This is a genomic window from Bacillus sp. FSL W8-1141 (assembly GCF_038593205.1).
Classification (GTDB): Bacteria; Bacillota; Bacilli; order Bacillales; family Bacillaceae; genus Bacillus; species Bacillus altitudinis.
This window is the reverse complement of sequence record NZ_CP151973.1, coordinates 3,057,402-3,079,651: the sequence shown is the minus strand read 5'-3', so window position 1 is coordinate 3,079,651 and position 22,250 is coordinate 3,057,402. Positions and strand designations below refer to the sequence as shown.

Sequence of the window (22,250 nt, the reverse complement as noted above, 5' to 3'; positions counted from 1 at the left end):
TTGGAGAAACGTATTTTTTATGAGGCAGATGTTAATCGATCCACAATAAATTCGAGCTGACCTTCTAGTGACACAGGGTCATTAAAGAAGTAACCGACTGTATCTGTTTCAAATACACGTTTGTTTTGGACAGCAGGAAGTGATGCCCAGATGCTGCTTTTATACACTTGATCGCCATTACTTTTTGAACCGCTCCATGGGCTTGTGAAAATATAATCACCTGCAAATTCTGGAAGCTTTTCAAGAGAAATGTTTGCATAACCGACACCACTGTCGATGGCTTCTTTTTGGACAGCCTTCGGAGCTTTTAATTTCAGCTCGTCATAAATGATTTCACCACCGCGTGCAAAAGTGTTACCGAAAATGTAAATGCCCTTATCGAATGGTGATACGATCGAAACGGTTTTGTTTCCTACAGCTTTTGTTACCTTTGGTTTCACTTCAGCAATTTTGGCATCCCATTTTGTGATCCAATCCGTTGCTTTTTTTGATGTGCCTGTCATTTTACCGAATTCTTTTAGCTGGTCTTTAAACGAATATTGATTGTATTGAATGGCAACTGTAGGTGCAATTTTTTTGTATTGATCAAATTTCTCATCTTCTCCCCAAGCAATGATCATATCCGGCTTCAAAGAGGCTACTTTCTCAACAGAGGGAGATTTTCCAATATTTTTCACTCCATCTGTTTTTCCTTTATAGAAAGGGTTTTTAAAGATGGGCGCAGTGGCAGCAATTGGGGTTTTGCCGAGTGTGACGAGATCCCCGTAATAGCTTTCCGCCAGAAGCACAATACGTTTTGGGTTTTGAGGCAGTTTCACGTCACCCTTTACATCTTGATAGGTGATCGTGTCATTTTTTTTGGCTCCCGATTCTTTATTGGAAGTGCTGCCGCAAGCAGCAGTAAAAATCATAAGGGTCATGAAGGAAATCAAAAGAAGTCCAGTTCGTTTTTTCACTAAAGTTCGCTCCTATTCAATTGTTTATGATAATGATTCTCATTCGCGATTATATCTTAACATGATAGAAGAAAAAATGCATCGGCTATTTTATGACCAAAATGAAAATGGTGAAATTCTCCCGGTTTTTTGATGAAAATAAAGAAATTTATTAGAACAAGGATTTCAAAACGTGAAGAAAGTGATATACTAGACTCCGAGATTGATAATCATTATCATTAATAACGAATAGATATGAACGGAAAGGAAGAGACTGGTTTTGGGCTCACAATCGAATAAACAGCTGTCAGCTAAAGATGATGCGATAGATATTGTGACAAAGCCTTTTGGTACAGCAGCTGTTGTCATCATAGGAATCATTGCTTTAGCATTTGGTCTTTTTTTATCAGTATCGCTAGGAGCGGCAAACATTCATTTACACACGGTATGGGAAGCCGTCTTTCATTTTGACTCACAACAAACCTCACATCAAATCATTAGGGAACTAAGGCTGCCGCGTACAGTTGGTGCCGCACTTGTCGGTGCCTTTTTAGCAGTATCAGGTGCCATCATGCAAGGCATGACAAGAAATGCGCTTGCGTCTCCTGAAATCATGGGTGTGACAAATGGCTCTGCATTTGCGATTGCCATTGCGTTTGCTTTTTTCCCAGGCCAATCTTCTTTTACATTAATTCTTTGGTCATTTTTGGGTGCAGCACTTGGCGCCTCTATTGTATTTGGGGTTGGAACCCTTTCAAAAGGGGGACTTACTCCTGTGAAGCTCGCATTAGCCGGTACGGCTGTTGGCGCACTTTTAAGCTCAATTTCCTCAGCGATTGCCATTCGATTTGACGTCGCGCAAGATATGAGTTTTTGGTACGCAGGCGGTGTGGCTGGTGTAAATTGGAGCAATATTAAGATCATCATTCCAGTTGCGGCTGTAGGACTGATCATCGCAATGATTCTTGCCCGCTCCATCACGGTTTTAAGCTTAGGTGATGAATTAGCAAAAGGGCTTGGACAATATACACGAACAGTCAAGGTACTTGGCATATTGGTCGTGATCCTTTTAACAGGTGCAGCCGTGTCAGTTGCAGGTTCTATTGGCTTTATCGGGCTTGTGATTCCTCATGTTACGCGTTTCTTGGTCGGCGTTGACTATCGCTGGATTATCCCTTGCTCAGCTATTTTAGGGGCTATTTTGCTCATTTATGCAGACATTGCGGCAAGGCTTGTCAATGCGCCGTTTGAAACGCCAGTTGGTGCCATTACAGCCATTATAGGCGTTCCTTTCTTCTTATATTTAGCGAGACGTGAAAGGAGCGGAATTTAAATGGAAATGGTACAGCAGGCAAAGAAAAAGAAATACAAACGAACGATGGTCATGATCTTTTTAGCCATCGTGGCTGTGTTCCTAATAAGTTTAAATACCGGAGAGATAAGGATTTCTCCGATGGATACATTCAAAACATTTTTTGGACTCGGAAGTGAAATGGATGAGCTTGTATTATTCGAGTTCAGACTTCCGAGGATGGTCATCGCTTTACTTGTTGGCGCTTCTATCGCTGTATCAGGAGCCATTTGGCAAGGTGTTTCTCAAAATGGTTTAGCTGATCCCGGCATTCTAGGTGTAAATGCGGGTGCAGGTTTTGCGGTTGTTTTGTTTATCTTTGCCTTTCAGGGCTCGATGTCGAACTTAGGTGATTTTACGATATTTGTACTGCCGCTTTTCGCTTTCGCAGGGGCAGCCTTTGCTGCATTTCTCATTTATGTGCTAGCGTGGAAAAAGGGCATTACGCCTGTTCGATTGATTTTAACTGGTATTGGGATCAATGCTGCATTTTCGGCAGCAATTGTGGTTATTCAATTAAAGATGAGCCCAAATGATTTTAACCAAGCCATTGTGTGGCTGTCAGGAAGTATTTGGGGCTCAAGCTGGACATATGTCTTATCAGTCGTGCCGTGGATGCTGATTTTTCTTGTATTAGCGATGGTGAGGGCACGCTACTTAAATATCATGAATTTGGGTGATCAGATATCTTATGGCTTAGGGATTTCAGTTCATAAAGAAAGAAGTTTTCTCATGCTGATTGCAGTTGCATTAGCCGGTGCAAGTGTCGCTGTTGCAGGGAGTATATCGTTCCTAGGGTTAGCGGCACCACACCTCGCAAGAAAGCTAGTTGGACCGAAACATCAAGGAATGATACCGGCGTCCGCTATGATTGGTGCACTGCTGTTATTACTTGCAGATACACTTGGGCGTGTCATACTTGCTCCATCAGAGGTGCCCGTTGGACTTGTCGTTTCTGCCTTAGGCGCACCTTACTTCATTTACTTATTGATGAAAACGAACTAATGAGGAAGGAGAGTACAACAGATGAAATCACTTGAAACAGAAAAGCTTTGTATTGGCTATCATGACCGTTTGATTGTAGACGATTTAAATATCAGCATCCCAAAAGGCAAGGTGACGACATTAATTGGGCCGAATGGGTGCGGGAAGTCAACGATTTTAAAAACAATGTCTCGTATTATGAAGTCCCATCAAGGTGCTGTTTATTTAAATGGCCAGGCTATCCATCAAACACCAACAAAAGAAATTTCAAAACAAATGGCCATCTTACCGCAGACGCCTGAAGCACCAAGTGGTCTGACCGTTTATGAGCTTGTGTCATATGGACGTTTCCCGCATCAAAATGGATTTGGCCGTTTATCAAATGAGGACAAACGAATCATCAGATGGGCACTTGAGGAGACGGGAATGATTGCATTTCATGACCGGCCAATTGAAGCACTCTCCGGTGGACAGCGTCAGCGGGTATGGATTGCGATGGCACTCGCTCAGGAAACAGAGCTGCTTTTATTAGACGAACCAACGACGTATTTAGATCTTGCTCATCAGCTGGAGATCCTTCAGCTATTAGAACGCTTAAACAGAGAGCAGGGCAGAACGGTGCTGATGGTGATTCATGACCTGAATCATGCTGCACGCTTTTCACATTACATGATTGCCCTCAATCAAGGGAAAGTCATTAAAGATGGTACGCCTCATGAGGTCATGACAAAAGAGGTGCTCAGTCAGGTGTTCCACATCGATGCAGAAATTGTTCTTGATCCGAGAACGAATAAGCCGATCTGTTTAACATATGACTTAATGAATCATGAAAGAAAGCTTGAAGCTGTGAACGGATAATAGATGGACAAAAAACTCGGTATGTATGACCGGGTTTTTTTTGCATTTTTTGATATTACCTTGTTATGCCATTTTCTCCAGTTGATCTTTTTTCGCTTTTATGCAGAAAAGAGGTACTTTTTTACTTTGGACAATGGTAATATACGGTTAGAGATCATAGCTAGAAAGGAAAGAGATGCGTGGAAACAGCAAAAATATTGATTGCAGATGACGAAGAAGCAATTGTAAAAATGGTTGAACGCGTATTAAAAAAAGAAGGGTTTCAACATATTTATAAAGCCTATCATGCAGATGAAGCATTAGATATTGTCAAAAACGAGGACATCCACCTCTTACTTCTAGATGTGATGATGCCCGGTAAGTCTGGCTTTGATGTTCTACCTGAAATCAGGAAAATGACGAAGGTACCGATTTTCTATTTAACAGCAAGAACGTCTGATGTAGACAAATTGACTGGATTTGCACAAGGTGCAGACGATTACATCACAAAGCCATTTAATCCGTTAGAGCTAGTAGCTAGAATTAAGGCGCACTTAAACCGAACTTATATCTCCTTACAGGAGGAGCAGGAAGAAGCGCACAGTCAATATGAATATGCTCATTTCTCGTACCATCCTCATGCAGCCGAGTTGAAAGTAAGGGGAAAGGTGACGGCTTGCTCAGCTCAGCTTTTGTCCTTGCTGAAGTATTTTTGTGACCATCCGAATGTGGTACTTTCAAAAGATCAAATCTATGAGAAAGTATGGGGTGTTCCGTCATATGGTGACAACAACACCGTCATGGTTCATATCCGAAAGCTGAGAGAAAAAATAGAGTTAGATCCAAGCCAGCCTGAATATATTGTGACGATCCGTGGTATGGGCTATAAGTTCATTCCGCAACCTGTGAAGGTTCTTCAATAGTTTATGAATTTACGAACAAAACTTTTCTTTCACTTTGTCGGACAAATGTTTATTGTCATCGTCATTCTGACGATCGGGCAAACATTCTCTGAAAATCTTTATTTTCAAAAGCGCTATGAGAATATGACTGAAACTGGTTTAACGAAGGCAGATGGAGATACACTCATGAGCTGGCTTTATTTTAACGAGGATGGAAAAATGGAAGCCGATGATCAGCTCAAACAAGCAGTGGAAAAACGTGATGGCTGGCTGCAAGTGATTGATTCCAAAAAACGCAACGTCTATAGCTATCAACTCCCTAAAAACATTCCAACATCCTATCAAAAGGATGAAATGATCAAGATCTTTGAAAAAAGACAATTTAAAGATTACAAGATGTACTTCTGGCCAATTGAGATTGATCAAGAAAGCTTTATCGTCTTATATGGATTTAAAACGAACAGCACAAAGGTAGCCAATTATCTCAAGCAGCATGAAAAAAACCTGGCTGCATTGTCTCAATATTCAGTTGAAACAAAAGAATTTTTGAAAAGAATGAATGGATCAGTGCATCTGTTTAATGAAGAAGGAAAATACTTAAAAGGTATCCGAGCCAAAAATAATTTGAAAAATAACGTAACGGATGTTGAACTGCTCAAGTATCAATCAAAGCCTTGGGAGTTTAGAAGTGACCTGTCTTATATCAGAGTGAATAAAGATCTGTATATGATTGTTTCGGTGCCAAACAAAGTATACAGCCCAGACGAGCTTTATGATAAAGAGACAGAGGCTTTAAACCAATATACAACGCTTTTGATTGCAGGTCTTGCGCTTACGATTATTATCGTTATGACATTATGGTACTCGTATCGCTATGGGCTACCGATCTATCACATTATCCGCTGGCTGATTTTCTTATCAAGAAATAAATTGCAGGAGCCAACAAATAGAAAAGGTATTCCAGTAAGTAAAAATAAAAAGGGCCGTATTAAGCGAGAGTATCGGCTGTTTGAGGATATCCTTAAAACAATGGATCAGCTCACCAATACGTTAAAAGAGAATGAAGCAAACCGAAGAAAAATTCAAACCACAAGGGAAGAATGGATCGCAGGGCTGTCTCATGATCTAAAAACGCCTCTTAGTACGATTTACGGCTATGGATTAATGCTAGAATCAAATCAATACCAATGGTCCAAGGAAGAAGTCATGGAAATGGGACAAGTCATTCGTGAGAAATCAGAATACATGTCGACCTTGATTGAGGATTTAAACCTCACGTATCGATTGAAAAATGGTGCATTGCCTATTAATCGAAAACCTGTTGAGCTTGGTGAATTTTTAGCCTCCATTATGGACGAGTTTTCAAGAAGCACGCTTTCTGAAGATTATATGTCATCCTTTGAAGATCAAACAGAGGGTGTCATGTTTGAGATCGATAAAGCCTGGTTTAGACGAGTCATTGAGAACCTGCTGGCAAACGCAGTGAAGCATAACCAGAAAGGTACTCTTATTCAAGCTGTTCTATCTGAAACAAATGATGAGGTTCGGATCGAAATGAAAGATAACGGACGCGGAATGGCGCAAGAAACGGTGGATCATTTATTTAATCGTTACTATAGAGGGACAAATACGAATGATCCAACAAATGGAACAGGATTAGGACTGGCGATTGCAAAAGAGCTTGTCTTGCTGCACGATGGCGATATTCAAGTAGAAAGTGAATTAGGTCAAGGAACAACTATTGCGATTATCCTAAAGAAAACACCATCTGTAAAATAGCCAAAAAACGATTTTCTTTTCTAAAGGAGATCGTTTTTTCTTGTTTTAGGATTGAAATCGATTTTGTAAACGATTACAATAAAATTGTTAACGTGAACAAAATCATTTTTATCATTATAAGAGATGAGGGAGTTAGATGAAAGCCTTTTTAGATGAGCAGTTTTTATTAAACAGTCAAACGGCGGAAAAGCTATACCATGAGTTTGCAAAGAACCTTCCGATTATTGATTACCATTGTCACTTAAGTCCAAAAGAAATCTATGAAAATAAAACGTTCCAAAATATAACCGAAGCATGGCTTTACGGAGATCATTACAAATGGCGCGCCATGAGAGCAAATGGGATACCTGAAACACATATCACAGGAGATGCCTCAGATTATGAGAAATTTTTAGCATGGGCGAAAACCGTTCCGATGACGATTGGAAATCCTCTCTATCACTGGACCCATCTAGAGCTAAGACGATATTTTGATGTCGAAGAACTGTTGAATGAAGAAAGCGCAGACATCATCTGGAAAAAAGTAAATGAAAAGTTGCAAGGAGACGGATTTGGTGCGAGAGATTTCATTGTGAAATCAAATGTTGAAACGGTTGTGACGACAGACGATCCGGTTGATTCGTTGATTTATCACCAACAACTGCGGGAAGAAGGCTTTTCTGTGCAAGTACTGCCAGGGTTTCGGCCAGATAAGGCATTAGATATCACAAATGATTTGTTTATCGAGTATGTTCATCAGCTGGCGGAGGTTTCATCTATCCAGATCGAATCCTATCAAGACTTCATAAAAGCACTTCATATGCGAATCGATTTCTTTCATGAACAGGGCTGTTTGATTTCAGATCATGCCATCAATGAAATGACGTACGAAGACACGACGGAAGAAGAAGCTACGATCATTTTTCATAAAAGAATGTCTGGACATCCATTGACGGAAAAGGAGAAGATTCAATTTAAAACGCACACATTCATTGAACTCGGTCAGGCATATGCTCAGCGGGGATGGGCGATGCAGCTTCATATCAATGCGCTCAGAAACAACAATTCCAAAATGTTTGAGCGGCTTGGACCAGATACCGGATATGATGCAATGAATGATGAAGACATTGCAAAACCTCTTTGCCGCGTATTAGATCGGTTAGAACAAGCACATGCATTGCCAAAAACCATCCTCTATTCCTTGAATCCAAGGGACAATGTGGTGATTTCAACGATAGCTGGAAGTTTTCAAGATGGAAAGACTCCTGGGAAAATGCAGCATGGAACAGCCTGGTGGTTTAATGATACAAAGCAGGGAATGACAGAGCAGATGATGGCACTTTCCAGTATCGGACTGATCAGCCGATTTATTGGGATGCTGACAGATTCACGAAGCTTCCTGTCGTACACAAGACATGAATATTTCCGTAGACTGTTATGTGACATCATTGGAGATTGGGTGGAAAAAGGTGAAGCGCCTAATGATCTCAATTTGCTAGGGGGAATGGTAAAAGGAATCAGCTATGAAAATGCAAAGCAGTATTTTCAATTTGAACGGGCAAATGAGCTTCCGCATAAAAGCAAGATGATATGAACAAAAAGCAGGAATATGAAAGCGTTTTTATGATAAGATGATAAAAAATCATAAAAGGCGGAATAGCATGACAGTCACAATCAAAGATATAGCAAAATTGGCAAACGTTTCTCATACCACAGTATCAAGGGCTTTGAATAATAGTCCTTTTATTAAAGAGAAAACAAAACAAAACATCTTGTCGATTGCAAAACAGCTGAATTATTCACCGAATGTCCATGCCAGAGGCCTTGTCTCGCAAAAATCATTTACAATTGGTCTGTTTTTTACGAGTTTAACAGAAGGCACATCCTCAAGTTTCTTTGTTGATGCATTAAAAGGCGTCAACAGTGTGATAACAGAAAACTATCATTTGGTTGTAAGAGGAATTGACGATTTTCACGATTACACAACCATTCATAAACAGCGGTATGATGGTATTTTGCTCATGAGCCAAAGCGAGCATGATGAAGCGTTTATCCATCATGTGAAAAAGCAGGGCATTCCCATTATTGTACTGAATCGCCGTGTAGAAAGTAATCAAGTGATGAATATATTAGCGGATGATGGTGAAGGGGCATACCAAGCTGCACACTATTTCATTCAGCAGGGGCATAAACAAATTGCCATTATTGAAGGGAAAGAAGGGTTTAAATCCACACAGGAAAGAAAAGCTGGTTTTTTGCAAGCACTCATTGACCATCATGTACCCATGAAGAAAGAATACATGATCATAGGCGACTATCATATGAAGAGCGGCTATGAATCAATGGAAGCCTTACTCACTCTTGATGATCCGCCAACTGCCCTTTTTTGCTCAAACGATGACATGGCGATTGGTGCGATGAATGCATTGTTTGCAAAAGGTAAAAGGTGTCCTGATGATCTCTCTATTATCGGTTTTGATGATATTTCATTTTCATCTTATACAACGCCTGCCCTCACAACAGTCAAAAAGCCAATTGAAAAAATGTGTGCGCTTGGAGCAGAAGCCATCCTTTCAGTCATCAACGGTGAAAAACAAGAAGACGATCATCTGGAAAAAGTGTATGTCCACACAGAGCTGATGATTAGAGATTCAGTAAAAAAGGTGCAGTAATCAGCATCTTTTAAATAAAAATGTTCACGTGTGCAAAAAATGCGGGGAGGAAAAGCGTTTGAGACGATTATCCAAAGATGTGTACCCAGTGGCTGAATATCCTGAAACCATTCTACAAATTGGCGAAGGGAACTTTATGCGGGGATTTATGAATTGGCAGATCCAGAAGCTAAACGACTGTACAGATTTTAAAGGAAGAGCAGTGGTTGTTCCTCCTCGAAAAGGATCAGTGACCGCTCTAAATGAACAAGATGGTTTGTACACTTTATGTATTCAAGGATTTCATGACCAAAAAGAAATGAACGAACGGATCGTCATTCAATCCATCAGCAGGGGAATCAGCACATATACAGATTATGAAGCCTTTTTACATGTAGCGGAAAGTCCTGATGTGCGCTTTGTCTTTTCTAATACAACAGAGGCAGGACTTGTGTTAAGAAAAGAGGACCGATTAGAAGATCGGCCGCAAGCAAGTTTTCCAGGAAAGCTGACAGCCTTCTTGTATCACCGCTTTAAAGCTTTTTCTGGAGATGAGAAAAAGGGCTTGATCATCTTACCTTGTGAATTGATTGAACAAAACGGTGATCGATTAAGAGAATATGTGATCACAATGGCAGCTGAGTGGAATCTTCCGCCTGATTTTGTGGCTTGGGTCAAGGAAGCCAACACGTTCTGTAATACGTTAGTTGATCGGATTGTCCCAGGATTTTCTCAGAAAGCAGCGGAGACTGTTCAAAAAGAAGAGGGGTATATCGATGAATTGCTTGTCACGGCAGAATATTATCACCTGTTTGTCATTGAAGCACCTCCGTTTGTTCAAAAAGAGCTTCCTTTTCAAGAAGCAGGGTTAAACGTACTTTTTGTGGAAGATATCGCTCCCTATCGTATGAGCAAGGTTCGCATTTTAAACGGTGCGCATACAGCGATGGTGCCGATTGCATATGCATGTGGCTTGGATACTGTCAAAAAAGCGGTGGATGATGAGCATGTTGGTGTGTTCATTCGCCGCATGCTTGAGGAGGAAGTGTTGCCAAGTTTGCCACTTCCTGAAGAAGAGCTGCTTCTTTATACACAATCCGTTTGGGATCGATTCTGCAACCCTTTTGTCAAACATCAATTACTCGATATTGCCTTAAATGGTGTATTTAAATTTCGGGCACGTATTCTCCCGTCTCTTCTAGATTATATAGAGCTAAAAAAACAGTTGCCTACGAAGCTTATGTTCTCACTGAGCAGTCTGATTTATTTTTATCAAGTCCATGCAGATCAAATAAAGGATGATGAGTCTGTGATGGCATTCATGAAGGAAGCATGGGAGGAAGTGGACCATTCCTATGAATTAATGGTCGATCGACTTCTTTCAAACGAAGTTTTATGGGGGATGGATTTGACAAGGATCGCAGGGCTGAAGGATGCAGTAGCCGAGCAGCTCACCTGCATACATGAAAATGGCATGAGAGCTGCTGTTCACCAAATACTTCAATATGAAAGTCAGGGGGAGAAGGCATGAGGGACTTTGTTGTGATTCATCCTTCAGATAATGTTGGTATCGCTTTAAAAGTGCTTGAGCAAGGCGAAGAGCTTCAGCACCAAGGTCATACAATCATTTTAAAAGAAACCGTTGCTAAAGGTCATAAATTTGCATTGGCTGAGATCAAAGAAAAAGAGAATATCATCAAATATGGCTACCCCATTGGTCATGCATCCACTGCGATTTCGACTGGAGAATGGGTGCATACGCACAATATCAAAACGAATCTATCAGGTAAGCTCGATTACGAATACCGCCCTTCTTTAACAGAAAACCCCTATGAAAAAACGAATCTGACATTCAAAGGGTATAAACGAAAAAATGGCGCAAGTGGTATACGAAATGAGCTTTGGATTGTCCCAACAGTTGGGTGTGTCAATGGCATTGCCGATCAAATCATTCAAATATTTACCGCTGAAATGGGGGGAAGCATCCATCCTTTTGAAACGGCGTTAGTATTAAAACACAACTATGGATGCTCACAACTTGGGGATGATCATGAAAACACAAAAACCATCTTACAAAATGCCGTAAAGCACCCAAATGCTGGAGGGGTTCTTGTTCTAGGGCTTGGCTGTGAAAACAATGATATTGAGGATTTTAAAGCTACATTAGGGGAGTATGACCAGACGAGGGTGAAATTTTTAAGAAGCCAAGAAGTAGGGGATGAGATTGAGACGGGTGTCGCTTTGCTCAAGGAAATTTATGACGCAGCGAAAGAAGATCAGCGTGAAGACATTCCGTTATCTGAGCTGAAAATTGGCTTGAAATGCGGAGGATCAGATGGGTTTTCAGGCATTACCGCAAATCCACTTTTAGGTAGACTGTCCGATTTCATTGTGGCTCAAGGAGGGACCACCGTCTTAACAGAAGTACCGGAAATGTTCGGGGCTGAAACGATCTTAATGGAGAGAGCGGAATCAAAAGCGACATTCGACAATATTGTGCAGATGATCAATGATTTTAAACAATACTTTATGGATCATCGACAGCCAGTATATGAAAATCCTTCCCCGGGAAATAAAGCAGGAGGAATTTCGACATTAGAAGATAAATCTCTCGGTTGCACACAAAAAGCGGGTACTTCCGTTATAAAGGATGTTTTAACATACGGGGAGCTGCTAAAACGAAAAGGATTGAATTTATTAAGTGCGCCCGGGAATGATTTGGTTGCTTCATCTGCTCTCGCAGCGTCTGGCTGTCAGCTCGTCCTCTTTACAACAGGCAGAGGCACACCGTTTGGCACATTTGTTCCAACGATGAAGGTATCGACCAATACCGCTTTATATGAAACAAAAAAACATTGGATCGACTTTAATGCGGGGGAATTGCTTGAAGATGTACCAGAAGATGTGGTGCTAGAGAAATTCATTGCCACGGTGATTGATGTGGCGAGTGGAAAGCTGTTAAATCATGAAAAAAACAATTTTAGAGAGCTGGCCATTTTTAAAACAGGTGTGACACTTTAAGGCGTCTGGGGGATGAGGAAATGTCTAAAAAACGGAATTTGATGTATGTGACAGCAGGAACAGTACTAACAGGAATTGGACTCGCACGTTTAGCAAAGCAAGGGAAAAAAGACAAAGAAACAAATGGCATAGATCAGGTGTTAAAGCAGATAAAAGCGCCAAAGTTCCCAGATCGTGAATTCAATGTCATTCATTATGGTGCAGATAACAAAGGGATAGAGCTTTCGACAAATGCTATTCAGTCTGCCATCGATGATGCACATCGTTTGAAAGGAGGGCGTGTGCTGATTCCTGAAGGGACATTTTTGACAGGCGCTCTAGAATTGAAAAGCAATGTAGAGCTTCATCTTCATGAAAACGCCTATGTGAGCTTCAGCCAAGATACACGTGATTATCTCCCCCTTGTTCTAACAAGATATGAAGGAATTGAGCTTTATAATTATTCACCACTTATTTATGCCCATCATGCGGAAAACATCGCGATTACAGGAGCAGGCACGCTGGACGGGAGAGGGGATGAACACCACTGGTGGCCTTGGAAGTATGGAACAAATGGTCAACCCTCTCAAGATCGGGATCGTCAGCTTCTTTTTGAAATGGCTGAAAAAAGAATACCAGTGGAAGAAAGAGTGTTTGGCGAAGGCCATTATTTAAGATCAAGCTTTATCCAGCCATACAATTGCCAAAACATTCTCATTGAAGGAGTAACAGTAAAGGATTCACCGATGTGGCAAGTCCATCCGGTGTTAAGTGAAAACGTCATCGTCCGTGGGGTGAATATCATCGGTCATGGCCCAAATACAGATGGTGTGAATCCAGAGTCGTGCCGACATGTGCTCATTGAAGATTGTTATTTTGATAATGGCGATGATTGTATTGCCATTAAATCGGGCAGAAATGAGGACGGCCGGAGAATCGGTGTTCCATCTGAAAACATCGTCATTCGTAGAAATACGATGCGTGATGGTCATGGCGGAGTAACGATCGGGAGTGAAATCTCTGGAGGCGTCAAGTATGTATATGCAGAGGATAATGTCATGGACAGTCCGAACCTCGACAGGGCATTGCGCATTAAGACCAACTCTGTCAGGGGCGGTACCATTGAACACATCTATTTTAAAAACAATCTAGTGAAAAGCTTAAAGCATGAGGTGGTCTGTATCGACATGATGTATGAGGAAGGGGATGCCGGTCCGCATAGGCCTGTAGTCCGTCATATTGAAGTAGAAGGGTTAAAAAGCAGCGGGGGACGATATGGCGTGAAGATCGCCGCATACTCACATTCCCCGGTCACACACTTTAAAATGAAAGACTGTGTCATTGACGATGTCACGTACCCTCTTTCATTGGAACATGCAGTATCTCCTTCATTTCAGAAAGTTGTCATTAATGGTGAACATATCAACCAATAGCGGAAGTGAAAACAGCCACGTCAAAGGCTGTTTTTCTTTTATAAGGACAGACAAGACGTATTCGGAATCACATATACAACCTATCTGCACTGTAGTATAATATTCCCGAAATTAGAAAAGAATTGACGAAAGAGATGACGTCAAGCAGTACATAAAGCAGGGGGTTTATTGATGAAGAAGTTAACTGGTATTTGGCTATCATTGTTACTTGTGATCGGTGTTTTAGCAGGGTGTGCAGGTGCGGAAACGGACCAAAAAACAAACAGTTCAAAGCCTAAAGAGACAGCGGCTGCGGCATTTCCTGTATCCATCAAAGATGCAGCTGGTAAAACAGTTGAAATCAAAGAACAGCCTAAACGAATTGTTTCGTTAATTCCAAGTAATACAGAGGTTGCCTATGCCCTTGGTCTTGGAGATAAAATCGTTGGTAGATCAGACTTTGACAACTATCCAAAGGAAGTAGAAAAGGTGGAGAAGATTGGCGGTCTTGATTTCAATGTAGAGAAGGTTATTTCCTTAAAACCTGATCTTGTCTTAGCACATGCATCACAAATGAGTTCAAAAGACGGATTTAAACAGCTTGAAGATGCAGGTATTCAAGTGCTGACTGTTAATGATGCAGCTTCCTTCAAAGATGTGTATAAGTCTATTAATATGATTGGTGAAGCAGCTGGCGTAAAAAAGGCATCAACGAAGCTTGTAGACGAGATGAAATCAAAACTGAATGACATCAAAAAACAAGCAGAATCCATCTCCAAAGACAAACAAAAAACAGTTTTTGTCGAAGTATCAGGTGCGCCTGAAATTTATACAACAGGTAAACAAACGTTTATGGACGAAATGTTGTCTGTCATTCATGCAAAAAATGCTGCTGGCGACCAAACAGGCTGGGTGCAAATGACGGAAGAATCAATTATTAAACGAAATCCTGATGCCATCGTTACGATTGATGGCGCAAGTTTAGCTGATCTGAAAAAAAGAGACGGCTGGAAGGCGATCAAAGCAGTCAAAGAAAAACAAGTCTTTCAATTGAATACGGATCTGGCATCAAGACCGGGACCGCGATTGGTTGAAGGAGTGGAGGCTCTTGCGAAAAGCATCTATCCTGACACGTTCAAATAAAATCATCATCGCATACACAGCAAGTGTCTTACTTCTTGTGGTGAGCATTGGAATGGGAATCTCATTTGGCAGTTTAGGGATTCCCATTCCTTCTATACTTCGGATTTTTGTTCATGAAGTATTTGGAATTCAGGCCGGAATCATTGATGCGATTGACCGCAATATTATGATGAATATCCGGCTGCCGAGAGTGATATTAGCGGCGTTAGTCGGAGCAGCTCTGGCGTTATCTGGTGCAGCCTTTCAAGGTTTATTAAAAAATCCCCTCGCTGACCCTTATACACTTGGGGTATCTCAAGGAGCATCTGTGGGGGCTGTAGCCACATTGTTTTTCAGTTTGCAGTTTCCTTTGCTTGGCAGTTTTACACTGCCTTTTTTGAGTATGACAACAGCGCTTGTCACACTATGTCTCGTCCTCTTTTTTGCCCGTATGGTTCACCGAGGAATGAGCATTTCTTCTTTAATTTTGACGGGGGTCATCTTTAGCTCTTTTTTAGGAGCCCTCATTTCATTAATGATTGCGTTAACAGGTGATGATTTAAAAGAGATTATTCATTGGCTTCTAGGCAGTGTGTCTATGAGAGGCTGGCGATATATTGCTCTTTTCCTTCCTTTTTTCCTCATTGGTACATTTGCATTGATCTTGATGGGAAGAGATTTAAATGTGATGACATATGGCGAAGAAAAGGCAAAACTGTTAGGGGTTCATGTGAAACGGAGCAAATATGTGGTGTTGCTTGCTGGTTCGATTCTGACTGGAAGTGCGGTGGCTGTGTCAGGAACGATCGGATTTGTAGGACTGGTGATTCCACATTTTATCCGTCTTTTATCCATTACGGATCATCGTCATTTGCTGCCTTTGTCGATGCTGAATGGTGCTTCCTTTCTCGTTTTAGCAGATGTGCTCTCCCGTACGATCATTGAACCGACTGAATTGCCTATTGGCATCATTACGGCGTTAATTGGTGCTCCTGTCTTTGGTATCATCCTCATCCGCAGATATAGAGGAGGGACGCATCTATGATTCAAGTGAAGGAAGTTAGAGGAGGATATGGTGAAAAAGAGGTCATTCATGGCGTGAGTTTTGAAGTGGAGCGAGGGGAATTCCTCGGCATCCTTGGTCCGAATGGGAGCGGTAAGACGACGCTACTTAAAATGATCGCAGGTATTTTAGCACCTGAGAGCGGCCAAGTAACACTAAGTGGCCATCCAGTTCAATCCTACCGGCCAAAGGCACTTGCGCAAAAATTGGCGGTTCTTCCCCAGAAGACCGATCAAGCCTTTTCATTTACAGTGGAAGAAACGGTCCAGTTTGGGCGTTATCCTTATCAGAAAGGGTGGCTACAATCTGTTACAAAAGAAGATATCGAGATTGTCAGCATGGTGATGGACCAAACAGATATTGCTCAATTTAAGGATCAATCCATCCATGAGTTAAGCGGTGGAGAACAGCAGCGGGTTTACTTAGCTCAAGCGCTGGCTCAGTGCCCTGACTATTTATTGCTGGATGAACCAACCAGTTTTCTTGATTTAGCTTATCAAAAAGAGTTACTCGATTTGATTAAACAAGAGACGGTTTCCTCTAACTTAACGGTGATCGGTGTGTTTCATGATGTGAACATTGCCAGTTTGTATTGTGACCGCCTGCTTTTGCTGAATGAAGGAAAGACGGACATGCTGGGAGAACCGCATCATGTGTTGACCACCGAACGGGTGAACCGGGTGTATGAAACAGATGTAACACCTCTCCAACATCCACTGCGGGCAAACCCTCAGCTGGTAATTGAACCTGCGTCCATCTCTGAACATTCAAGGCTGAACTTAGCGGATGGGTGGAAAACATATGGCGCAAACGGAATGACATTTTCTACTCATCAGCCATTGCGCATCCTTTCATCACATGAGAAAAGCGGGGGTTTCTTTTGGACACGGTCCCTTGGCACGGGAACTGAAGCACTCCATGACATGCTGGATGATGGGGAAGGGAATTTATTTCTTGGTCAATCTGATGGGCCGAAGCAATACGCCGCTGAAGATGACGAGGATGATGTCCTTCTTTACGGGATGCATCAAGAAGGAGAGTTGTCCGTTTGGCTTGTGCTGAAAGGAACGATATCAGATGGTGCGTCTGTCCAGCTGATGGGCGAGCTGATGCACTTCATTAAACAAGAGACAAGTATCCAGGTACATCATCTTTGTATCGCTGCTGCCAACGCAGAAGAAAAGGAGCATACTGCTCATTTACATGAAAGAGTCAGACTGAAAGTGAAGCATCTTCTTCATACATTGAATGCCATGAAAAAGTGAACCGGTTGGTTCACTTTTTTTGTTGAAAACATCAACATTTACTTATGTCACCCACTGAATATTTGAAAAAAACGAAAAAGATGTTGCTAAATAAATCATATTGCTTTTATAATAAGAATCATGAAAGCGTTTTAATAATTAATTGTTTAAAAATGCAACAACCGGAAGGGGAGGATCATTTGAACATTCAGGGAATCATTCCAGCTATTTTGACACCGCTTACAGAAGAAGAGCATTTTCATCCAGAAGTGACAAAGCAACTCATTGATCATTTAATCAACTCAGGTGTGCACGGCATCTTTGCTTTAGGGACAAACGGCGAATTTCATTTGTTTTCAGAGGAAGAAAAGCTTCAAATTGCTGAAACTGTTGTAAAGGCTGCGGGCGGCAGGGTGCCTGTATACATGGGAGCAGGTGAGAATAGCACTGATGCAACCATTAAGCTGTCAAACAAGTTCGCAGATTTAGGCGTAGATGTCTTGTCGGTTATCACCCCTTATTTTGTTGCGCCATCACAAGAGGAGCTGTATGAGCATTTTCGTCATATTTCAGAGAATGTGACCATCCCCATTTTACTTTATAACATTCCATCAAGAACAGGTGTGTCACTTGCGCCAGAGACGGTTGCAAGGCTCAGCGTCCTACCGAATGTGTTAGGTATTAAAGACAGTAGTGGAGATATTGCCAATATCAAAGCGTATCTCGATGTCACAAAGGATGAAGAGTTTGTCGTGCTTGCAGGAACGGATTCCCTCATTTTAGAGACATTGAAGCTAGGCGGAACAGGTGCAGTGGCGGCAACGGCAAATGTGCTTCCCAAAACCGTCGTTGGCATTTATGAATCGTTTCAGCAAGGAAATCTTGACCAAAGTGAGCAATGTCAGCAGCAGCTGCAGCCGTTAAGAGCGACATTCACATTAGGAACGTTACCAGCACCTTTGAAAAAAGCAGCTGAACTTTCAGGGATTCCTGTAGGTCCGCCAAAAAGCCCGGTCAAAGCATTATCCGGCGAGGCTTTAGAAGCTGTGGCGAACATGATGGAGAATTATCGGATACAAGCAAAAGCAGCAAAGGAGTCGTGAAGAGATGACGATATCACATTATCACTTTCAAACGGCATCACACATTGTTTCTGGCGCCCACTCTCTAGAGCTCCTTGGGGAGAAACTAGAGCTATTAGGACTTAGCAAGTTGAGATCGATTTTTATTTTAACGCAGCCATCCATCGTATCTCTTGGTTACGCAGATCAAATCAAAACAGAACTTGCGAAAAAAGGGATTGCGAGTGAGATCAGCACAGAGATTAAGCCTGAACCAACGGAAGAAAATATCGAGGACGTATTCCAGACATTTTTAAAAGGGGAGCATGAAGCCATTATTGGGATTGGTGGCGGGAGTGTGCTGGATGCGGCCAAAATATTAGCTGTTCTAAAGACGAATGATCAGCCAATTTCTGATCTCGTTGGCACGAACCTTGTTAAAAAAAGAGGAGTTCCAACGATTCTCATTCCAACAACCTCAGGTACGGGATCAGAAGTGACACCAAACGCGATTGTTACCTTTCCGGAAAAAGAATTAAAAATTGGCATGGTCAGCCCATACCTTTTGCCTGATCTTGTGATCTTAGATCCCGCACTGACACTCAAATTGCCAAAAGCCATTACCGCAGCTACAGGGATGGATGCGTTTACGCATGCGCTTGAATCGTATATTTCAAATAAAGCCAATCCATTTAGTGATATGTTTGCACTCGAATCGATGAGGCTCATTTCAGGAAGTATTCAGGAGGCCTATCATCACGGGGATAACATGACAGCAAGGGAAGATATGCTGGTTGGTGCCATGTATGGCGGGATGGCGCTCACAAGTGCTGGAACCGCTGCTGTTCATGCAATGGCTTATCCGTTAGGGGGGAAATACAAGATTTCACACGGTGTCGCCAATTCCATGCTGCTTCCTCATGTTACGGCGTTTAATGCAGACCATATCAAAGATCGTCTTGAAGATATTGCTAGAGTGATAGGGATCGAAGAGAAAGGCTCAAAGCATACGCTTGCAGAGCAAGTGATTCGTCAAATTGAAGAGTGGACAGCGGATTTACACATTCCTCAACAACTCAAATCCTTCGGTGTGTCAAAAGAAGATGTGCCGGCACTTGCTGAAGCTGCTTCGGAGGTGAAGAGATTAATGGATAACAACCCGAAGCCGATGTCTGTCTCTGATATTGAACAGGTCTACATGAAACTGCTCCACGTTTAACACTTCATACGTCACTGGGATGGGACATGAGAAGTTGCTTCATACGGCTTGCACACAAAGGGGGATTTTAAGTGAATGTCTTAAGCAGTTCTGTCATCACATTTATTTTAATCGTCATTATTCTCTATATTCTGTTTACGACCTGGCTGACGATGCGTTTCCGTAGTAAGTCTAACTCAGAATTTAACAATGCCGCTAAGTCACTTCCAGCTATTGTGGTCGGTATTTTGTTAATGAGTGAATTCATTGGGACGAAGTCAACCGTCGGAACAGCTGAATCTGCTTTTACACACGGGCTTTCCGCTTCATGGTCTGTTATCACAGTTGCTATTGCCTTTTTTATTTTTTCCTTTTTCTTAGTGGGAAAGTTTTATCGAACAGGACAATACACGATTTCAGGTATTATTGATCAAAAATTTGGAAAATCAACAAAGCTTGTTGTCTCTGTCATTATGATTGCAGCCCTGCTCTTAGTGAATCTAGGAAACTATTTAAGTGGTTCAGCTGCCATTGCATCTATTCTTGGCCTTCCTTTAATGACCTGTGCCATCATCACGGCGGTTGTGAGTACATTTTATTTTACTTTCGGAGGAATGAAGGGGGTTGCATGGGTCACGATCCTTCATTCAATTGTGAAGTATGCGGGGATTTTAATTACACTAGGGGTAGCCCTTTATTTAACAAAAGGCTTTGAGCCAATGAAACAAACATTACCCGACCATTTCTTTACATGGGATGGGACCATCGGTTGGGGAACGATTGGAGCTTGGTTTATAGGAAATATGGGTGCCATTTTTGCGACGCAGTTTATCATTCAAGCGATCACCTCGTCGAAAAGTGAACGAGAAGCGAAAAAATCGACCCTGTATGCAGCACTCCTTTGTTTGCCGCTTGCCATTGCGATCGGGATCATCGGTGTCTCAGCCCGTTATTTGTATCCAGACATTGACCCTATTTATGCTTTCCCTGTCTTTTTACAGCATATGAATCCGATTTTGAGCGCTATTGTGGCAACATCGCTTGTCGCGTCCATTTTTGTTGGTGTCTCGACGGTTGCACTTGCTACAACCACGTTGATTATTGATGACTTTTATGTACCGAAAAAGAAACCATCACCAGAGCAGCGTATGAAGGTGACTCGGTATGTAGCTGTCATGGTTGGGATTGTGCCGCTTGTGGGGGTCGCACTTGCACCAGAGTTGCTGTCACTTTCCTTTTTTACACGAGCACTTCGAACATCGATTGCAGTTGTAGCAGCAATGGGCTTTTACTTGCCATACTTTAATTCAAATAGAGGAGCAACCATTGGTCTTGCCGCTTCAGGCATCGCCACGACGGTGTGGTATTTACTCGATAATCCATTTGGAATCGATAATATGTATGTGGCCATTATCATTCCTTTCCTAGTTCTGGTGATGGATCGATGGATCAGCCCGCCAGCTAAAAAGGATCAATCACTGAAAGGAGAATTATGATGACAAATGAAGACATCATGATCAAAATAGATGGAAAATTGCGACAAAATGAACAAGACGCAGCAAGAAAAGAAGCCTTTCTACCAACAGATTGCGTGCAAAACCATGCGGCTAATCTCATCGAGCTGGATAATGGAGATTTGCTGTGTGTATGGTTTGGCGGTACGCAAGAAGGAATTCCTGATATCTCTATCTATATGTCAAGGCTCAAGCAAGGAAGTAATCAATGGACGAAGGCTGTGAAGCTGTCTGATGATTCTACACGATCTGAACAAAATCCAGTTCTTTTTCAAGAGAAAGATGGCAGGCTGTGGCTGCTTTATACAGCACAACTTTCTGGCAATCAAGATACAGCTCTTGTGAGATATCGTTTATCGGAGGATAGAGGAGAGACTTGGGGAGAGATTGGTACTTTATTTGATCAGCCGGGGACGTTTATACGACAGCCTATTGTTGTATTGGATAATGATGATTGGCTCCTTCCGGTGTTCTATTGTAAAACGATTCCTGGCGTAAAATGGACAGGAAACCGTGATGTCAGTGCTGTGAAGATTTCCTCAGATCAAGGGAAGACCTGGGAAGAGGTCACTGTGCCAAACAGTACTGGCTGTGTTCATATGAATATCGGAAAATGTGCGGATGGTTCCCTGCTTGCCCTCTTTAGAAGCCGGTTTGCTGATTCGATTTATATGAGCCGTTCAGTGGATCATGGACGGACATGGTCTGAGCCAAGAGCAACAGAGCTGCCAAACAATAACTCATCCATTCAATTTACGGTGCTCCATAATGGTCATCTTGCCCTCGTTTATAACCATATCAATGCGGATGATCAAACAGAAAGAAGAGCGTCCTTGTATGATGAGATTGAGGATGAAGGCGATACACGAACGGCTGTTGATACAGAGGCGCGTCCAGCCTTTTGGGGAACACCGCGTGCGCCAATGACACTTGCCATCTCGACGGATGACGGTGCGACATGGCCCGTCAGACGTAACCTTGAAATTGGCGATGGATATGCCATGACAAACAACTCAAAGGACAAATTGAATCGAGAGTATTCCTATCCATCCATCACAGAAGGAAAAGATGGTAGTCTGCACATTGCGTTTACTTTTTACCGGCAGGCCATCAAGTATGTGTGTGTGAAAGAAGAATGGACTCATCACACGTCTTAACCGCAAGGGATCAGTGTTTCCGTGAATTGTAACCCTCATTTTCTTCATTTATAATTGATGT

General features: G+C 42.0%; 18 protein-coding genes. 17 read left to right on the top strand and 1 reads right to left on the bottom strand.

Annotated elements, in window-relative coordinates:
• Positions 1 to 17 precede the first annotated feature (17 nt).
• Complete coding sequence (locus tag NSQ52_RS15920) at positions 18 to 956, bottom strand: ABC transporter substrate-binding protein (RefSeq protein WP_282745716.1); 939 nt, start codon at positions 954 to 956, stop codon at positions 18 to 20.
• Between the two features lie 259 nt (positions 957 to 1,215).
• Here NSQ52_RS15920 and NSQ52_RS15915 point away from each other — a divergent pair, with 259 nt between their 5' ends.
• The 17 genes from NSQ52_RS15915 to NSQ52_RS15835 all read left to right on the top strand — a co-directional run bounded on the left by NSQ52_RS15915 (position 1,216) and on the right by NSQ52_RS15835 (position 22,189).
• Positions 1,216 to 2,268, top strand: coding sequence for an iron ABC transporter permease (locus NSQ52_RS15915; protein WP_008347113.1), 1,053 nt, complete (start codon positions 1,216 to 1,218; stop codon positions 2,266 to 2,268).
• Positions 2,269 to 3,291 carry an iron ABC transporter permease gene (locus NSQ52_RS15910; protein ID WP_007500263.1) on the top strand — a complete coding sequence of 341 codons (1,023 nt, stop codon included), beginning with the start codon at positions 2,269 to 2,271 and terminating at the stop codon, positions 3,289 to 3,291.
• Positions 3,292 to 3,312: 21 nt separating this feature from the next.
• Positions 3,313 to 4,128 (top strand): ABC transporter ATP-binding protein, encoded by an 816-nt coding sequence (locus NSQ52_RS15905; protein WP_017368048.1) that lies wholly within the window; start codon positions 3,313 to 3,315, stop codon positions 4,126 to 4,128.
• Positions 4,129 to 4,307: 179 nt separating this feature from the next.
• Positions 4,308 to 5,030: a response regulator transcription factor gene (locus tag NSQ52_RS15900; RefSeq protein WP_047945406.1), complete on the top strand. Its 723-nt coding sequence runs from the start codon at positions 4,308 to 4,310 to the stop codon at positions 5,028 to 5,030.
• 3 nt (positions 5,031 to 5,033) lie between these two features.
• On the top strand, positions 5,034 to 6,788 hold the full coding sequence (locus tag NSQ52_RS15895; protein ID WP_342473564.1) for a HAMP domain-containing sensor histidine kinase: 1,755 nt from the start codon (positions 5,034 to 5,036) through the stop codon (positions 6,786 to 6,788).
• Positions 6,789 to 6,924: 136 nt separating this feature from the next.
• The gene (uxaC, locus tag NSQ52_RS15890) at positions 6,925 to 8,361 is read left to right on the top strand and encodes a glucuronate isomerase (RefSeq protein ID WP_144679184.1); all 1,437 of its coding nucleotides are present in this window, start codon (positions 6,925 to 6,927) and stop codon (positions 8,359 to 8,361) included.
• A 67-nt stretch (positions 8,362 to 8,428) separates the two neighbouring features.
• Complete coding sequence (locus tag NSQ52_RS15885) at positions 8,429 to 9,439, top strand: LacI family DNA-binding transcriptional regulator (protein ID WP_058213615.1); 1,011 nt, start codon at positions 8,429 to 8,431, stop codon at positions 9,437 to 9,439.
• A gap of 58 nt (positions 9,440 to 9,497) precedes the next feature.
• Complete coding sequence (locus NSQ52_RS15880; protein ID WP_342473563.1) at positions 9,498 to 10,949, top strand: tagaturonate reductase; 1,452 nt, start codon at positions 9,498 to 9,500, stop codon at positions 10,947 to 10,949.
• A complete protein-coding gene (locus NSQ52_RS15875; protein ID WP_008347107.1) occupies positions 10,946 to 12,439 on the top strand; it encodes an altronate dehydratase family protein in 1,494 nt (497 codons plus the stop codon). The genes NSQ52_RS15880 and NSQ52_RS15875 overlap by 4 nt, the downstream gene beginning before the upstream one ends.
• A 20-nt stretch (positions 12,440 to 12,459) precedes the next feature.
• Entirely contained in the window at positions 12,460 to 13,851 is a 1,392-nt protein-coding gene (locus NSQ52_RS15870) for a glycoside hydrolase family 28 protein (protein WP_039168216.1), read from the top strand.
• Between the two features lie 171 nt (positions 13,852 to 14,022).
• Positions 14,023 to 14,973 (top strand): ABC transporter substrate-binding protein, encoded by a 951-nt coding sequence (locus tag NSQ52_RS15865; protein WP_159145106.1) that lies wholly within the window; start codon positions 14,023 to 14,025, stop codon positions 14,971 to 14,973.
• Complete coding sequence (locus tag NSQ52_RS15860) at positions 14,939 to 15,997, top strand: iron ABC transporter permease (RefSeq protein ID WP_259253436.1); 1,059 nt, start codon at positions 14,939 to 14,941, stop codon at positions 15,995 to 15,997. The genes NSQ52_RS15865 and NSQ52_RS15860 overlap by 35 nt, the downstream gene beginning before the upstream one ends.
• Entirely contained in the window at positions 15,994 to 17,280 is a 1,287-nt protein-coding gene (locus NSQ52_RS15855; protein WP_342473559.1) for a heme ABC transporter ATP-binding protein, read from the top strand. The genes NSQ52_RS15860 and NSQ52_RS15855 overlap by 4 nt, the downstream gene beginning before the upstream one ends.
• Positions 17,281 to 17,459: 179 nt before the next feature.
• Positions 17,460 to 18,362 (top strand): 4-hydroxy-tetrahydrodipicolinate synthase, encoded by a 903-nt coding sequence (gene dapA, locus NSQ52_RS15850; protein WP_096881842.1) that lies wholly within the window; start codon positions 17,460 to 17,462, stop codon positions 18,360 to 18,362.
• 4 nt (positions 18,363 to 18,366) lie between these two features.
• Positions 18,367 to 19,539: an iron-containing alcohol dehydrogenase gene (locus NSQ52_RS15845; protein ID WP_058336913.1), complete on the top strand. Its 1,173-nt coding sequence runs from the start codon at positions 18,367 to 18,369 to the stop codon at positions 19,537 to 19,539.
• Positions 19,540 to 19,610: 71 nt separating this feature from the next.
• Complete coding sequence (locus tag NSQ52_RS15840; protein ID WP_008347100.1) at positions 19,611 to 21,014, top strand: sodium:solute symporter family protein; 1,404 nt, start codon at positions 19,611 to 19,613, stop codon at positions 21,012 to 21,014.
• On the top strand, positions 21,014 to 22,189 hold the full coding sequence (locus NSQ52_RS15835) for an exo-alpha-sialidase (RefSeq protein ID WP_008347099.1): 1,176 nt from the start codon (positions 21,014 to 21,016) through the stop codon (positions 22,187 to 22,189). The genes NSQ52_RS15840 and NSQ52_RS15835 overlap by 1 nt, the downstream gene beginning before the upstream one ends.
• Positions 22,190 to 22,250: the final 61 nt, after the last annotated feature.

Coding starts and splice junctions, on each gene's coding strand:
- NSQ52_RS15870 (WP_039168216.1), top strand. CDS start 12,460: ATGTCTAAAAAACGGAATTTGATGTATGTGACAGCAGGAACAGTACTA.
- NSQ52_RS15895 (WP_342473564.1), top strand. CDS start 5,034: ATGAATTTACGAACAAAACTTTTCTTTCACTTTGTCGGACAAATGTTT.
- NSQ52_RS15835 (WP_008347099.1), top strand. CDS start 21,014: ATGACAAATGAAGACATCATGATCAAAATAGATGGAAAATTGCGACAA.
- NSQ52_RS15905 (WP_017368048.1), top strand. CDS start 3,313: ATGAAATCACTTGAAACAGAAAAGCTTTGTATTGGCTATCATGACCGT.
- uxaC (WP_144679184.1), top strand. CDS start 6,925: ATGAAAGCCTTTTTAGATGAGCAGTTTTTATTAAACAGTCAAACGGCG.
- NSQ52_RS15885 (WP_058213615.1), top strand. CDS start 8,429: ATGACAGTCACAATCAAAGATATAGCAAAATTGGCAAACGTTTCTCAT.
- NSQ52_RS15875 (WP_008347107.1), top strand. CDS start 10,946: ATGAGGGACTTTGTTGTGATTCATCCTTCAGATAATGTTGGTATCGCT.
- NSQ52_RS15855 (WP_342473559.1), top strand. CDS start 15,994: ATGATTCAAGTGAAGGAAGTTAGAGGAGGATATGGTGAAAAAGAGGTC.
- NSQ52_RS15865 (WP_159145106.1), top strand. CDS start 14,023: ATGAAGAAGTTAACTGGTATTTGGCTATCATTGTTACTTGTGATCGGT.
- NSQ52_RS15910 (WP_007500263.1), top strand. CDS start 2,269: ATGGAAATGGTACAGCAGGCAAAGAAAAAGAAATACAAACGAACGATG.
- NSQ52_RS15845 (WP_058336913.1), top strand. CDS start 18,367: ATGACGATATCACATTATCACTTTCAAACGGCATCACACATTGTTTCT.